Source organism: Streptomyces sp. NPDC004134 (assembly GCF_042874195.1).
Lineage (GTDB): Bacteria > Actinomycetota > Actinomycetes > Streptomycetales > Streptomycetaceae > Streptomyces.
In genome coordinates, this window is sequence record NZ_JBIAMS010000003.1 from 333,417 (window position 1) to 347,217 (window position 13,801).

11 protein-coding genes are annotated in these 13,801 nt (G+C 72.3%); 7 read left to right on the top strand and 4 right to left on the bottom strand.

The window, feature by feature from the left end:
• Positions 1–75: 75 nt before the first annotated feature.
• Positions 76–987, bottom strand: coding sequence for a helix-turn-helix domain-containing protein (locus ACFYVJ_RS06710; protein ID WP_388887370.1), 912 nt, complete (start codon positions 985–987; stop codon positions 76–78).
• 96 nt (positions 988–1,083) lie between these two features.
• Between ACFYVJ_RS06710 and ACFYVJ_RS06715 the strand changes: the two genes are divergently transcribed.
• The 3 genes from ACFYVJ_RS06715 (at position 1,084) to ACFYVJ_RS06725 (ending at position 5,368) form a co-directional block, all read left to right on the top strand.
• Entirely contained in the window at positions 1,084–2,058 is a 975-nt protein-coding gene (locus ACFYVJ_RS06715) for a LysR substrate-binding domain-containing protein (protein WP_388887199.1), read from the top strand.
• Positions 2,059–2,197: 139 nt separating this feature from the next.
• On the top strand, positions 2,198–3,544 hold the full coding sequence (locus ACFYVJ_RS06720; RefSeq protein WP_388887201.1) for an alpha-lytic protease prodomain-containing protein: 1,347 nt from the start codon (positions 2,198–2,200) through the stop codon (positions 3,542–3,544).
• Between the two features lie 282 nt (positions 3,545–3,826).
• Positions 3,827–5,368 (top strand): PQQ-binding-like beta-propeller repeat protein, encoded by a 1,542-nt coding sequence (locus tag ACFYVJ_RS06725; protein WP_388887203.1) that lies wholly within the window; start codon positions 3,827–3,829, stop codon positions 5,366–5,368.
• A gap of 234 nt (positions 5,369–5,602) precedes the next feature.
• On the opposite strand, the gene ACFYVJ_RS06730 is transcribed toward ACFYVJ_RS06725, so the two are convergent.
• The 3 genes from ACFYVJ_RS06730 to ACFYVJ_RS06740 all read right to left on the bottom strand — a co-directional run bounded on the left by ACFYVJ_RS06730 (position 5,603) and on the right by ACFYVJ_RS06740 (position 9,165).
• Positions 5,603–6,940 (bottom strand): amidohydrolase/deacetylase family metallohydrolase, encoded by a 1,338-nt coding sequence (locus tag ACFYVJ_RS06730; RefSeq protein WP_388887205.1) that lies wholly within the window; start codon positions 6,938–6,940, stop codon positions 5,603–5,605.
• 59 nt (positions 6,941–6,999) lie between these two features.
• Positions 7,000–7,506: a RidA family protein gene (locus ACFYVJ_RS06735; RefSeq protein ID WP_388887207.1), complete on the bottom strand. Its 507-nt coding sequence runs from the start codon at positions 7,504–7,506 to the stop codon at positions 7,000–7,002.
• 93 nt (positions 7,507–7,599) lie between these two features.
• Positions 7,600–9,165, bottom strand: a complete 1,566-nt coding sequence (locus ACFYVJ_RS06740) for an aminotransferase class V-fold PLP-dependent enzyme (protein WP_388887209.1) — start codon at positions 9,163–9,165, stop codon at positions 7,600–7,602.
• Positions 9,166–9,526: 361 nt separating this feature from the next.
• Here ACFYVJ_RS06740 and ACFYVJ_RS06745 point away from each other — a divergent pair, with 361 nt between their 5' ends.
• Genes ACFYVJ_RS06745 through ACFYVJ_RS06760 form a run of 4 tightly spaced genes read left to right on the top strand, consistent with a single transcriptional unit; the run spans position 9,527 to position 13,738 of the window.
• Complete coding sequence (locus ACFYVJ_RS06745; protein ID WP_388887211.1) at positions 9,527–10,591, top strand: LacI family DNA-binding transcriptional regulator; 1,065 nt, start codon at positions 9,527–9,529, stop codon at positions 10,589–10,591.
• Positions 10,588–11,544, top strand: coding sequence for a carbohydrate ABC transporter permease (locus ACFYVJ_RS06750; RefSeq protein WP_388887212.1), 957 nt, complete (start codon positions 10,588–10,590; stop codon positions 11,542–11,544). Before ACFYVJ_RS06745 ends, ACFYVJ_RS06750 begins: the two co-directional genes overlap by 4 nt.
• The gene (locus ACFYVJ_RS06755; protein ID WP_388887214.1) at positions 11,544–12,398 is read left to right on the top strand and encodes a carbohydrate ABC transporter permease; all 855 of its coding nucleotides are present in this window, start codon (positions 11,544–11,546) and stop codon (positions 12,396–12,398) included. The genes ACFYVJ_RS06750 and ACFYVJ_RS06755 overlap by 1 nt, the downstream gene beginning before the upstream one ends.
• On the top strand, positions 12,395–13,738 hold the full coding sequence (locus ACFYVJ_RS06760; protein WP_388887216.1) for an ABC transporter substrate-binding protein: 1,344 nt from the start codon (positions 12,395–12,397) through the stop codon (positions 13,736–13,738). Before ACFYVJ_RS06755 ends, ACFYVJ_RS06760 begins: the two co-directional genes overlap by 4 nt.
• The last annotated feature ends 63 nt before the right edge of the window (positions 13,739–13,801 follow it).

A 13,801-nucleotide genomic window follows, 5' to 3' on the forward strand; every position in this document is an offset into this window, starting at 1 on the left:
GTCGGGGGAGTGGGGTCGTGAACCCCGCGTCCGGACCGGCGCGGTGGCGCCGCAACCGGCGGGGCGCCAGTGACGCTATTCGGCCCCGCCGGGGCAGTCGATGGACAGAATCCGGCGATCGTGGTGATCCGCACGGGTGCCGCGGCGGTAGTCGCCGGGGCTGCTGCCGGTCTCCCGGCGGAAGAACCGGCTGAAGTACGCGGGGTCGGAGAACCCGGCCAGCCGGGCCACCTGACGTACGGTCAGATCGGTCGCGGCCAGCAGCCGCTTGGCCTCGCGGGCCTGCGCCTGCCTGATCAGATGGCCCGGGGTGAGCCCGGTGACCCGCTTGACCGCCTCGTTGAGATAGCCGACCGAGACGCCCACGCTCGCCGCGCAGCCGCGTACGGACAACTCGGCCACCGCGGCGCCCGGTTCGGTCAGCAGCCGGTCGAACCGCCGGGCGATCTCCGCCGCCCGCCCCGCCGCGGGCCCGGCGTCGCCGCCGCCCTCCGGCTCCGTACGGGCCGTCCGGGACAGCCGGTCCGCGCGGATCAGCAGCACGTGCAGATACGACTGGAGCACGCTGATGAAGCCGGGCGCCCGGCCGGCGTACTCCCGGGCCATCTCCGCGAAGAGCGCCGCGAGGATCCCCGCCGGGCGCGGGTCCGGGCTCAGCCACGAGACCCGGGACAGCTCGCGCAGCCGGTCCCGGTCCCCGGGGGTGGGCAGCAGGAAGTCCTCGGTGAAGATCATCACCCAGCCGTCGAGACCGGTCGCCCGCTCCCAGTGGTGCACCTGCCCCGGGGTGACGATGCCCAGGTGGGGCGGGGTGATCGGCCATCTGCGCTGGTCGACCACGTGGTGCCCTTGCCCGGCGCGGACGTAGACGATCTCGTGGAACGTGTGCCGGTGCGGGAAGCCGGCGCGGGACAGCGGGCCGATCGAGTCGAACGACCCGAGGGCGAAGGGGAGGACCTCCGGGGCGGGGACCTCCAGCCGGTGCATGGGGACGGGGTCTGCGGACACCTCGTGTTCACCCTCCTCGACATTGGTCCGGACCAAAAGGTTGCCGGGGCCGCCGCAGGACCGCAAGCTGACCGCATGGACCTGGAGTTGCGGCACCTGAAGACCATTCGGGCCATCGCCGAGGAGGGCAGCCTCACCCGGGCCGCCACCGCGCTCGGGCTCGCCCAGCCCGCGCTGAGCGCACAGTTGAAGCGCATCGAGCGCGCACTCGGCGGCCCGCTCTTCGACCGGGGCAGGCACGGCGTGCGCCCGACGGCGCTCGGCGAGCTCGTCCTCGACCGCGCCCGGGTGCTGCTGCCCGGCGTGCTCGAACTGCAGCAGGACGCCGTGCGGTTCGCGCGCGCGTGGGGCGGCATGCCGCGGTTCCGGCTCGGCGGCACCCACGGCCCGCTGCTCGGCGGCCTCATCGACCGGGTCGCCACCGCGCACCCGGCGACCCCCGTGACCACGTACACCCGCTGGTCGGTGCGCGAGCTGGCCGACATGGCCGCCGAGGGGCGGCTGGACTTCGCGCTGATCGGCGTCTGCGGCGACAGCCGCCCGCCGCTCACCGACCGGCTGGTGTGGCAGAACGTCGGCACCGACCCCGTCTTCGTCATGCTGACCGCGGAACACCCGCTCGCCGCGCGCCGCCAGATCGAGCTGCGCGACCTGGCCGGGGAGAACTGGACCGACGTGCCGGGCGACGGCTGCTTCGGCGACTGCTTCGCCGCGGCCTGCATCCGCGCCGGGTTCACGCCCGCCTCCGTGTACGAGACCGACAGCGCCTCCTGCGTCCACCTGGCCCAGGTGGGGCGGGCGGTGGGGCTGTGCCGGGCGACGTTCCCGCCGACGCCGGGGCTGGCCACCCGGCCGCTGGTGGGGCACCCGCTGAGCTGGCGGCACCTCATCGGCTGGCACCCCCAGTCGCCCGCCGCCGGCACCGCCGCGGCCGTCACCGGCTACGCCCGCGCCGCGCACGCCGAGGCCGCGCGGCGCAGCCGCAGCTACCGCGAATGGCTGGAGGCGCACCCGGACTTCGGCACGGCGCCCGCCCCGGTGGCCGTCTGACGGAGAACCGGTTCCGCGCCTCCCGCGCCCCCGCCGCCCGCGGGTTCCATAACGCGATGGCGGGGGCGGACTGATATCTGCCGACCTGACGTGCCCATGGCTACGGTTTCGCGGTAATCACGAAACCAAGGAGACTTCCATGCTCCACAAACGGGTCATGGGCGCGGCCGGCGCCACCGTCGCCATCGGCGCGCTCGTCCTCGCCGGGCTCCAGGGAGCGGCCTTCGGGTCCGACTCCTCCGGCACGCCCGACTCGGCCTCGGGGCAGTACTCCCCGGGCCTGCTCAAGGCGATGCAGCGGGACCTCGGCCTCACCGCGGACCAGGCCGAGAGACGGCTGGCCAACGAGAGCGAGGCCGGCGCCGTCGCCGGCACGCTGCGGCTGTCGCTGGGCCGCAGTTACGGGGGAGCGTGGGTGTCGGGCAAGACCTCCGCCGATGTCGTGGTGGCGACGACCGACGCCGCCGAAGCGCGGCGGATCGCCGACGCGGGAGCCCGGGCGCAGGTCGTCGACCACAGCCTCGCCGAACTGGACGCGGCCAAGGCGGACCTCGACCGGATCGCCGAGCGCTCCTCGCCCGCCCACGTGCCCGTCTGGTACGTGGACACCGCCGCCAACCGCGTGGTCCTGCACACCTCCAGGCCCGCCGCGGCCGAGCGCTTCGCCGCCGCGGCCGGGGTCGACGCGAGCCTGCTGAAGGTCCGGCGGTCCGCGGAGAAGCCCCGTACCTACGCGGACATCGTCGGCGGCGACGCCTACTACATCGGCAGCGGCAGCCGCTGTTCCGTCGGCTTCTCCGTCAACCGCGGCGGCCAGAGCGGCTTCGTCACCGCCGGCCACTGCGGCACCGCGGGTGCCACCACCAGGGGGGTCAACCAGCAGGCCCAGGGCAGCTTCCAGGGCTCGACCTTCCCGGGCCGCGACTACGCCTGGGTCGGCGCCAACAGCCAGTGGACCTCCACCCCGACGGTCAACGGCTACGGCACCGGCACCAAGCAGGTCCAGGGCTCCACCGAAGCCGTCGAACGCGCCTCCGTCTGCCGCTCCGGCTCCACCACCGGCTGGCACTGCGGCACGATCCAGCAGCGCAACTCGAGCGTCACCTACCCGCAGGGCACCGTCAGCCCGGTGACCAGGACCGACGTCTGCGCGGAACCCGGCGACTCCGGCGGCTCGTTCATCTCCGGCACCCAGGCCCAGGGCATGACCTCCGGTGGCTCCGGCAACTGCAGCGGCGGCGGCACCACGTACTTCCAGCCCGTCAACGCCGCGCTGCAGGTCTACGGGCTGACCCTGACCACCAAGGACGGCGGGCCGACCGACCCGCCCACCGACCCGCCCGGCGGCACCTGGGCGGCGGGCACCGTCTACAAGGCCGGTGACACCGTCACGTACGGCACCACCGGCTACCGGTGCCTCCAGGGCCATCAGGCCATGCCGGGATGGGAGCCGCCGAACGTGCCGGCGCTGTGGCAGGCCGTCTGAGAGAGGGCAGGACGGAACCACCGCGGCACCGCGCGGACCGGCAGAGTTGGGGATGAAGACGCCGCGGCGGCAGGCGGCCGGAGGGACCCTGGGGGTGTGCCCTCCGGCCGTGCCGCGTCCCGCGGCCCGGCCCAGGCCCCGGTGTGAACTCCCTTGTCCGGCCCGGCCGTTGACGCCGGACCGGGCTTCCGGGGTCCCGGCGTGTACGCCGCCGGGCGGGCCCCTACGATGGGGCGCCGATCGGCGGAGTACGCCGGCGGAGCACGGCCGGGGGGATGCAGCGTGGCTGACGAGTACGGGCAGAACGGGCAAGCGGGTGGCTTCGGACCACCGCCGCCGCCCAGCGGCCCCGGCGTGCCGCCGGGCACGCCGGCACCGCCGCCGGGACCCCCGCCCGCGGGTCCGCCGCCCGTCCCGCCGCAGCAGCCGGCCGGCGGACCGTACGGACCGCCGCAGCAGGCCCATCCCATGGCCGCGCCCGGCATGCCGGTGCACGCCGGTCCTGCCGCCGCGCCCCCGTACGCCTACCCCGCGCCGCCGCCGCCCGGCTCCGGCGGGGGCAAGAAGGCCGTCGGCATCGTGCTGTCGCTGCTCGTCGTCCTCGCGGTGCTCGGCGGCGGCGCCGCGGTCGTCTTCCTCTCCGACGACGGCGGCGGTGGCGGCGGTAGTGGCACGCAGGACGAACTGCCCGCGAACGCGCTGGAAGAGCTGTGGTCCACACCGCTGGAAGGCCGCCACGTCGCCGGCGGCGACTCCAGCAGCCTGCCCGGCATATGGCCGGCCGGCGGCCACGTCGTCTACGGCGACGAGGACGGCGGCATGCGCGCGTACGACGTACGCTCCGGCAAGGAGAAGTGGCGGGTGAAGCCGCCCAAGCGCGCCGGCGAGCTGTGCGCCATGTCCCGCCGCATCAGCCCCGGCGGCATCGGGGCCGTCGCCTTCGACGCCGGCGGCGACGACTGCGCGTACCTCGCGGCCATCGAGGTCGACACCGGCACCGTGCTGTGGTCGGAGAACCTCGCCGAGGAGTACGGCACCACCAACCCCGTGCTCACCGTCAACGACTCCACCATCAGCACCAACATCGGCACCTACGTCAACAACTGGAACGCCAAGGGCGGCGGCCCCGGACTGGACTTCACCTCCCGCGGCCGGGACTGCGACTCCTCCCTCGTCCTCGGCGACGAGCACGCCGTCGGCAGCAGCGAGTGCACCGACGTCTCCCCACGCCACCAGCTCACCGTCCTCGACACCCGCGGCGGGGAGGATCCGTGGCGGTTCCCCGGCGTGGACCTCGACGTCCAGCGCGTCCTGGGCGAGAACCCGCTGACGGTGCTGCTCCAGGACGACGACGAGAACAGGTTCGTGCAGTCCTTCACCGACGACGGCGGGCAGGGCAAGCGGGTACCGCTCACCGGCGACCTCGCCGAGCTGCAGTTCGAGGAGCACACCACCTTCGTCACCGAGGACGGGGTGCTGGTCGCCGAGTACGGGGACAACGTCCACTTCGCCGCCGTGGACCTGAAGTCCGGCGAACTGCTGTGGAAGACCCCGAAGGGCGGCTGGCTCCAGATGATCGGCTACAACGCCGACGACGGCCGGCTCATCGCCAGCGCGCAGCCCGAGGAGGGCTTCCACCTGGAGCTCACGGAGTACGACGTGCGCAGCGGCAAGCCGGAGGTCATCGGCGCGCTGGCGGTCAAGGGCCAGTCGATGGGCTCGCCGGCCACGGCCACGTACGCCTGGGACGGCAGCACGGTCTACGTGGTCGCGGAGAACGCCAAGGGCCAGGCGGTGCTGCGCGCGTTCCGCGGCACCGCCTGACCCCTCCTTCACCCGGACGCGGCCTCGGCGGCGGAGGCATAGCTTCCGCCGCTGGCCGTGTGCGCCTCCAGGCGTACGTGGCGGGCGCCGGCCGCCGCGAAGGAGGCCGTCAAGACCCGCCCGGCGAACGGGCGGTGAACCCGCGGCGGGTACGGTCCCGGCAGCGCGGAGCCCCGGAGGGCGTCCCGGCTTGGGCAGGCCGGGACGCGCTCCGGGGCGGGGAGGGGTGGTTCCTTACTGGTGCTCGTGGTCCTCGGCCGCGCTGGCCTTCGGGGGGTTCGCCCCCGGGTACCACTCGTTCGCGGCCTTGCCGTTGAGGTCCCAGACGGCCTGGCCGGCGCGGAAGGTGGTCTCGGCGACCAGCTTCTGCTTGCCGTCGATCCGCCAGCCGAAGCTGTCGACGTAGCCGAACTTGCCCTTCTCCAGGGCGAAGACCGCGATGTCCGCGGGCGCCCCGACCGACAGGTTGCCGAGGTCGGGCCGCTGGATGGTCTGGGCCGGGGTCCAGGTGGACGCCTCGATGACGTCCTCCAGCGGCATGCCGAGCGTCAGGAACTTCGACATGACGTTGGACATGTCCTTCATCCCGCTGTTCATGCTGGAGATGTGCAGGTCGGTGGAGATGACGTCGGGCGTGAAGCCCTCCTTCATCCCGGGCACCGCCACGTCCCAGGAGAAGCTGCCGCCGCCGTGGCCGACCTCGAAGACGATGCCGCGGTCGCGGCCCTGCTTCATGGCCGGGTTGAGCTTGCCGTCCTTGCCCAGCTCGCCGCGGAGCCCGGAGAACATGTGCGAGTAGACGTCGCCGGGCCGCAGCTTCTCGTTGAGCAGTTGCGACAGCGGGCGCTCCGGCGTGTTGGCGCCGAAGTCGACCATGACCGGGATGCCGGCTTCCTCGCCCGCGGTGACGGAGTTGTCCACCGGGTCCCACTCGGGGCCGTTGTAGTGCGCCGTCTTGATGCCGACGATGGTCTCCGGGTTGGCCTTGGCCACCTCGGCCGCGGGCCCCGGCTTCATGTCCGCGAGGTCCTGCTCGTACGGGTGGCCCGCCATGCCCTTGCCCACGATGTTCAGGAAGGACAGCACCCGGGTCTTGGACTTGTCGATGACCTCGGTCTTGAACTGGTCGAAGTTGCTCGCGCCCGCCGAGCCGGTGTCCACGGCCGTGGTGACGCCGGCCCGGAGCGTGAAGCCGTCGGGGGCCACGCCGTTCCAGCCGTTGGCGTAGTCCTGCTTCGGCCCCGGGAACATGTGCGCGTGCATGTCGATCAGGCCGGGGGTGACGTAGTCGCCCTTGGCGTCGACCGTCTTCTTCGCGCCGGAGGCGTCGATGCTCCGCGCCACCTTGGCGATCTTGCCGTCCTTGACGGCGATGTCACGCACGCCGTCGATGTCGTTCTTCGGGTCGATGACGTGGCCCCGCCTGATGACGAGGTCGTACGCGGCGCCCTTGTCGTCCTTCCCCTCGGCCTGGGCGTCCGACGGCGCCGTGGCGCCGACGGTGGAGGCGCCCAGTACGAGGGTCAGCGCCGCGGGAAGTACCGTCCAGGAAACTCGCGATCTCACGTGCATGCCGGCTCGATTCCCCATCTCTGTGTGTCAGGTGGTGGTGGCGCGTGCGCTACGGATCGTCAGATGACGGCGATGCAGTCGATCTCGACCAGGGAGTCGCCGGGGATGCCGGCGGCGGCGGCGATGGTGGTGCGCACGCCCGGCTCCTTGCCCCAGCGGCCGAGGAAGACCTCGTTCATCCCGGCGTAGTCGTCCAGGGTGTTGAGGTAGACGTTGACCTTGAGGACCTTCTCCATGGACGAGCCGACCGACTCCAGGTAGCGCTCGATCTCGTTGAGCACGTGGTCGGTGTGGGCGCGGATGTCGCCCTCGAAGTGCGCGCCGATGCCCGAGATGAAGACCATGTTGCCGTAGGTCACGATCGGGCTGAACAGCGGGTTCTCCGGCGGCTGGCCGCCACCGGGGTAGTGGACCTCCTTGCGCGGCGGCCGGCCGTGGCCGTGGCCCTTGCCGTTGCCCTGGTCGTTGTCGCTGGCCATCGCCTGGCCGCCCGCGACCACCGGCACGGCGGCCACCGCGGCCACCGGGGCCGCCTTGCGGATGAAGTCCCTGCGGTTGGAGGACATGCGTTACTCCTTGGTGAATGTTCGGTGCATGACACGTGGGGGTACGGGGCGGCGCGCCGGCCGCGGCTGGCCGGCCGGCGCGCGCGCCGGCCGTCAGGACCGGGTCGCGGTCCAGGAGCCCTTCAGGTACTCGCCCATGTCGAGTTCGCCGCTGATCTTGTCGCCGTCGACGGTGCCGGTGAAGGTGTAGCTCAGCGAGTCGCCGTGCTCCTCGCCGTAGTTGCTGCGCACCGTGACCCTGTCGGCGCTGACGCTGCCGGAGGCCGGGCGGGTGACGAACTCGCCGGCGTGCCGGCCGGAGACCTTCGCGCCGTCCTGGGTCAGTTCGAGCTTGTGCGCGCTCGACGTGCCCGCGGCGTACTTGATCTCCACGGACCAGGTGCCGGCCACGTCCACGGTCGGCGGCTTGGGCGACTCCGGCGCGGGCGGCGGGTCGCGCAGCAGCCGGACGAGTTCGTCGGAGATGGTCCGCCAGTCCTTGGGCTCCATCATGTACGGGGTGATGGAGACGCCGGTCTGGTCCGGGTCGGAGCCGCTCGCGGCGTTGAGCGCGATGCGCGGCTCGCCGTTCCACATCGCGTTCATGATGGTGGTGCCGGTGACCTCCTTGCGCTTGGCGCTCCACAGGATGCGCAGCGAAGGCGTCCGGTTCGACAGCCCCACGGGCTGGGTGATCTCGGTGGTCACACCGCTCACCGACGACACCCGGCGGGAGATCTGCTTGAGCCAGCTCGTCCACTCGGCGTACTCGGCGTCGTGGTCGCGCTGGACCCACATCTCGACGGCCGCGAGCATGCCCATGGCCTCTTCCTTGCCGACCTTGAAGCCGCGCGCGTAGCCGTGGTGCGGGGCGCTGTGCACCCACGCGGCCCGTACGAGGTCCTCGCGGCCCAGGATCAGACCGGCCGACTGCGGGCCCCGCATGCACTTGCCGCCGCTGTAGCCGACGAGGTCGGCGCCGCGCTCGATGTGCACGTTGGGGATGGTGAGGATCTCCGCGGCGGCGTCGACCAGCAGCGGGACCCCGGCGGGCTTGGTCACCGACGCGATCGTCTCGGTGTCCAGCTCGCTGTCGTCCACCCGCGGCCCGGCCATGATGTAGACCAGCGCGGTCTGCGGGCCGATGGCGGCCTCCAGTTCCTCCTTCGTCTCGACCTGGACGACCTTGAGGCCCACCGCGCTGATCGCGGCCTCGTACACGTTCCGCGAGTGCCGCGGGATGATCGCCTCGGTCTTCTGGAACCCGGTCAGGTCCGGGATGTTGACGTGCAGGTCCGGGTTGCCGCCGGCGGTACACGCCGCCGCCGCGTGCGTCAGCCCCGCCGAACAGCCGGCGCTGACCAGCCCGAACTCCGTCTTGGTGAGCTCGCCGATACGGCGGCCGACGGCGTCGGCCAGCTCGTCGAGCTGTACGTACTGCCGCGCCGCCGCATCGATCGCGTCGCGCACCTCGGGCAGCATGAGCGAACCGCTGAGCACGGTGTACGTTCCCCGTGCGTTGATCAGCGGACGGACCCCGATGCGGCCGTAGATGTCCTTGGGACGGCCCTTGCCCGGGTTCGCCGCGGACGGCGCCCCGGACGTGGCCGCGAACGCTTCACCCGCCAGCAGCGGACCCAGCGCGAGTGCTCCCCCGGCCGCCGCGCCTCTTCCGAGCATGGTGCGACGAGAAAGTGCCTCAGCAGGCATACCGGCCCCCTGTCACCTCGTAAGTTGTGGTGCCGTAGACGTTAGAAAGATCGTGAGGCGGCGTTAAGGCCCTCTTTCCGATGCCGCTATTCGGAACCCGGATCCTCCCCAGTCAGCCCGCGACTTGGGCTTCTCCGCCGCCGCCGCCCGCGGGGCGCACCGCACGCCGCCTGCCGTGTTCCGGCCCGGCGAGACGCAGATCACATGTGTCCGGCCATTGACGGCCGGGTTACGCGAGAGCAACATACGTAAACGTTTCCAGCGGCTGTAAACCTTTACAGGAGCGCCCAGTCGGGGCCGGCCGCGTATACGACGCGAAGGGGCGAGTGCGATGTCCAGCGGGGGGGCACCCACGATCGTGTCGATCGCCGAGCGCGCCGGGGTGTCCATCGCCTCCGTCTCCCGCGTCCTCAACGGCCTGGGCGCCCGCCCCGAGACCGAGGACCGGGTCCGCCGCGCCGCCGCCGAGCTGGGCTACGTGCCCAACGCCGTGGCCCGCTCGCTGAAGGACGGCCACACCCGCCAGTTGACCTTCGCCGTCCCGGACATCGGCAACCCCGTCTACGTCGCCATGGTCCGCGAGATCCAGGCGGTCGCGAAGTCCGCCGGCTACCGGCTGCTGCTGCACTCCACCGACGCCGACGTCACCGAGGAGCTGGGCGTCGTACGCAGCCTGGCCGACCGCACCAGCGACGGCCTCGTCCTCGTGCCCATCCGCATCACCCCCGAGCACGTCGAGGCGCTGACCGCCGCCCCCGGCCCCGTCGTCGTCATCGGCTCGCTGCCCGACGGCGTGCCCGTCGACGCCGTCCAGGCCGACTCCGTCACCGGCGCGGAACTCGCCGTACGCCACCTCGTCGAGACCGGCCGCCGCCGGATCGCCTTCGTCAACGGCCCCGTCGACACCGTCCCCGGCGGCAACCGCGGCCGCGGCTACCGCGCCGCGCTCGCCGCCTGCGGCATCCCCTACGACCCGGGCCTGGTCGCCGCCACCGAGTTCGGCGTCGGCGCCGGTGCCCGCGCCACCGCCCGGCTGCTCGACGCCCGCCCCGGCCTGGACGCCGTGTTCTGCGCCAACGACCAGCTCGCCATCGGCGCCGCCCAGGCGCTGCACGCCCGCGGCCGGCGCATACCCGAGGACACCGCCGTCGCCGGCATGGACGACAGCGAACTGGCCGTCGCCGCCTGGCCGCCGCTGACCAGCGTCGACCTCGGCGCCGGCGAACGCGGGCGGCGCGCCGCCCGGATGCTTCTCGAACGGCTCGGTCCGAAGGACGGCGAGCCACTCCCCGCCCGCCGCACGACCGCCGCGCCGCGGCTCGTCGTGCGCGGCTCCACCTCCCCGGGCGCCTCGCCCGCGGGCTCCGACGAGCAGGAAGGCGCGAAGTCCGCATGAGCGTTGCCGCACCACCTCCACCGAAGGCCGCGGGCCGCGGCACCCCGCCACCGCGCACGCCACGCGCCCGCAAGGCCGCCCTCGGCCTCGACGGCGGCACCTGGTTCCTGCTGCTGCCCGCGCTCATACCCATACTGGTGCTGAGCGTCGGCCCCCTTCTCTACGGCGCCTCCCTCGCGTTCACCGACGCGCAGGCCGGCCGCACCGAGCCCACCGAGTTCATCGGCCTCACGAACCTCGCCGACCTGCGGCACGACACCCTCTTCTGGGACTCGTTCCGCATCGGGCTCATATGGGCGGTCTGCGTCACCGCCCTGCAGTTCGTGCTCGCGCTGGGCCTGGCCCTGCTGCTCAACCAGAACCTGCGCTTCCGCTGGTTCGCCCGCACCCTCGCGCTCGTCCCCTGGGCGATGCCCGAGGTCGTGGTCGGCATCATGTGGCGGCTCGTCTACCACCAGGACGCCGGCATCCTCAACGAGACGCTGAGCCGGCTCCACCTCATCAACGAGAACGTCGACTGGCTCACCAGCCTCTCCCTGGCGCTGCCCGCCGTCATCGCCGTCGGCGTCTGGGCCGGTATGCCGCAGACCACCGTCGTCCTCCTCGCCGGGCTGCAGAACGTCCCGTACGAGCTGAAGGAGGCCGCGGCCCTCGACGGCGCCGGCGTCTGGCGCCGCTTCACGGCCGTCACCTGGCCGGCGATCAAGCCGGTGGTCATCGCCATCACCGCGCTCAACTTCATCTGGAACTTCAACTCCTTCAGCCTGGTCTTCGTGCTCACCCAGGGCGGACCCGGCGGCGAGACGAGGCTGCCGATGCTCTTCGCGTACGAAGAGGCGTTCGCCTACGGCCAGTACGGCTACGCCGCCGCCATGGGGCTGGCGATGATCGCGGTCATCGCGGTGTTCCTCACCCTGTTCCTGCGCAAGCGACTGAAGGAGGAGGCAAGCTGATGAGCAGCCTCACGGGTCTGCGCACCAAGCGCGCCGCCGGCCGCACCGGGCAGTACCTCGCCCTGCTGGCCTACCTGGTCTTCCTCGCCTTCCCGCTGGTGTGGCTGGTCTCCACGGCCTTCAAGTCGCCGCAGGAGCTGGGGAAGATCGACCCCACCTGGATCCCCCAGGAACCCACCCTGGAGAACTTCCGCGCCGCCTTCGACGCCCAGCCGCTGCTGCGGTCCGCCGCCAACAGCCTGCTCGTCGCCGGCAGCGCCGCCCTCATCGCCGTCGCCATCGCCGTGCCCGCCGCGTACGCCATGGTCCGGTACCGCTCGAAGGTCACCACGGCCGCCACCGGCTGGATCCTGGTCAGCCAGATGTTCCCGTTCGTGCTCATCATCATCCCGCTGTTCATGCTGCTCAAGGAAGCGCGGATGATCGACTCGCTGCCCGGGCTGATCCTCGTCTACGTCGTGTGGAACCTGCCCTTCTCGCTCTGGATGCTCCAGGGCTACGTCAAGGCGGTGCCCGTCTCCCTGGAGGAGGCCGCCGCCGTGGACGGCGCCGGCCGGCTGCGCACCATCGTCAGCGTCGTGCTCCCGCTGCTCGCCCCCGGCCTGGTGGCGACGCTGATGTTCTCCTTCGTCACCGCCTGGAACGAGTTCTTCTTCGCCCTCGTGCTGCTCAAGTCCCCGGAGAATCAGACGATGTCGGTCATCCTCACCCAGTTCCTGGGGGCCGAGGGCGTGGTGGACCTCGGCCCGCTCGCCGCGGCCGCGACCCTCGCCACCATCCCCAGCCTGCTGTTCTTCGCGCTCCTCCAGCGCCGCCTGGTCAGCGGGATGCTCGCCGGGGCGGTGAAGGGATGAGGCCCGCGGCACGCATCCGCCACGCCGTGGCCGCGGCCGGCGCCGCCGCCCTGAGCCTGGCGCTGCTCGCCGGATGCAGCGGCGACGGCGGCTCCGACGACGGCACGGTGACCCTCGACTACCTCAGCCTCGCCTGGCAGGAGGAGTCCGTCGCGGCCAACAAGCGGCTCGTCGAGGAGTGGAACGAGGAGCACCCGAAGGTTCAGGTCCGCTACGTACAGGGCATCTGGGACACCGTGCACGACCAGTTGCTGACCTCCTTCGAGGGCGGCGAGGCGCCGGACATCATCCACGACGCCGCCGACGACCTCACCGACTTCGCCTACGGCGGCTATCTCGCCGATCTCACCGACCTGCTGCCCGAGTCGCTGCGCACCGACATCCCGGAGCAGTCGTGGCGGACCACCACCATGAACGGCGGCATCTACGGCGTCCCCTTCCTCCAGGAGCCGCGGATGATGTTCGCCAACACCGCGCTGCTGGAGGAGTCCGGGGTGCGGGTGCCGACCGCGGCCGACCCGTGGAGCTGGCAGGAGTTCGAGGACGCGGCCAGGGAGCTGACCGCCGACACCGACGGCGACGGCAGGACCGACCAGTACGGCGTCGCCTGGGGCATGAAGGAGCCCGTCAGCCAGTCGGTGAACCTCTCCCTGTCCACCGGCGGCGGGCTCTTCTCCCGGGAGCAGACCGACGACGGCCCGAAGAACCGCGTCGGCTACGGGCCCGAGGACTCCGCCGTCGCCGAGACCATCGACCGCCAGGTCAACGAGGACCGCACCGCCCCGCGCAGCAGCCTCGGCATGTCCGGCTCCGACACCCTGCCCGGCTTCTTCGCCGGGCGGTACGCGATGGTGCCGCTGAACTTCTCCTACCGCCAGCTCGTCACCCAGCAGGCACCCGACGACTTCGGCTGGTCGGTGCTGCCGATGCCCGCGGGCGAGGGACCCGCGGGCGGGCTCGCGCAGGGCGTCAGCCCGCAGACGCTGTCGGTGGCCGAGGACAGCGGCCACCGGCAGGAGGCGGCCGACTTCATCGCCTTCATGACCCGGCCGGAGCACATGGCCGAGCTGGCCGCGGGCGACTGGATGCTGCCCACCGGGACGGAGGCGCTCAAGGATCCAGCGCTGAACACCGAGAAGTACGGGTGGCGTACGGGCGTGGAAGTGGCCCGCTCGCTGCGGCCCGCCCCGGTGCTCGGCGTCCGCGGGTACCGCGAGTGGTCGGACAAGATCGCCACCCCGGCCTTCCAGCGGTACTTCAACGGCGACACCGACCTGGACGAGCTGCGCGAGTCGCTGGTCGAGGACGGCAACCTCGTCCTCGACCGGTACCAGAGATGACGAGGGCGGCCGGGCGGAACGTACGAGCAGGCACCGGAAGCACCCGAGCAGGCGCACGAGGAA

What these genes read in the sequence shown, in the direction of transcription:
- ACFYVJ_RS06710 (WP_388887370.1), bottom strand. Translation starts at nt 987, where the DNA reads ATGCACCGGCTGGAGGTCCCCGCCCCGGAGGTCCTCCCCTTCGCCCTC.
- ACFYVJ_RS06715 (WP_388887199.1), top strand. Translation starts at nt 1,084, where the DNA reads ATGGACCTGGAGTTGCGGCACCTGAAGACCATTCGGGCCATCGCCGAG.
- ACFYVJ_RS06720 (WP_388887201.1), top strand. Translation starts at nt 2,198, where the DNA reads ATGCTCCACAAACGGGTCATGGGCGCGGCCGGCGCCACCGTCGCCATC.
- ACFYVJ_RS06730 (WP_388887205.1), bottom strand. Translation starts at nt 6,940, where the DNA reads ATGCACGTGAGATCGCGAGTTTCCTGGACGGTACTTCCCGCGGCGCTG.
- ACFYVJ_RS06735 (WP_388887207.1), bottom strand. Translation starts at nt 7,506, where the DNA reads ATGTCCTCCAACCGCAGGGACTTCATCCGCAAGGCGGCCCCGGTGGCC.
- ACFYVJ_RS06740 (WP_388887209.1), bottom strand. Translation starts at nt 9,165, where the DNA reads ATGCTCGGAAGAGGCGCGGCGGCCGGGGGAGCACTCGCGCTGGGTCCG.
- ACFYVJ_RS06745 (WP_388887211.1), top strand. Translation starts at nt 9,527, where the DNA reads ATGTCCAGCGGGGGGGCACCCACGATCGTGTCGATCGCCGAGCGCGCC.
- ACFYVJ_RS06750 (WP_388887212.1), top strand. Translation starts at nt 10,588, where the DNA reads ATGAGCGTTGCCGCACCACCTCCACCGAAGGCCGCGGGCCGCGGCACC.
- ACFYVJ_RS06755 (WP_388887214.1), top strand. Translation starts at nt 11,544, where the DNA reads ATGAGCAGCCTCACGGGTCTGCGCACCAAGCGCGCCGCCGGCCGCACC.
- ACFYVJ_RS06760 (WP_388887216.1), top strand. Translation starts at nt 12,395, where the DNA reads ATGAGGCCCGCGGCACGCATCCGCCACGCCGTGGCCGCGGCCGGCGCC.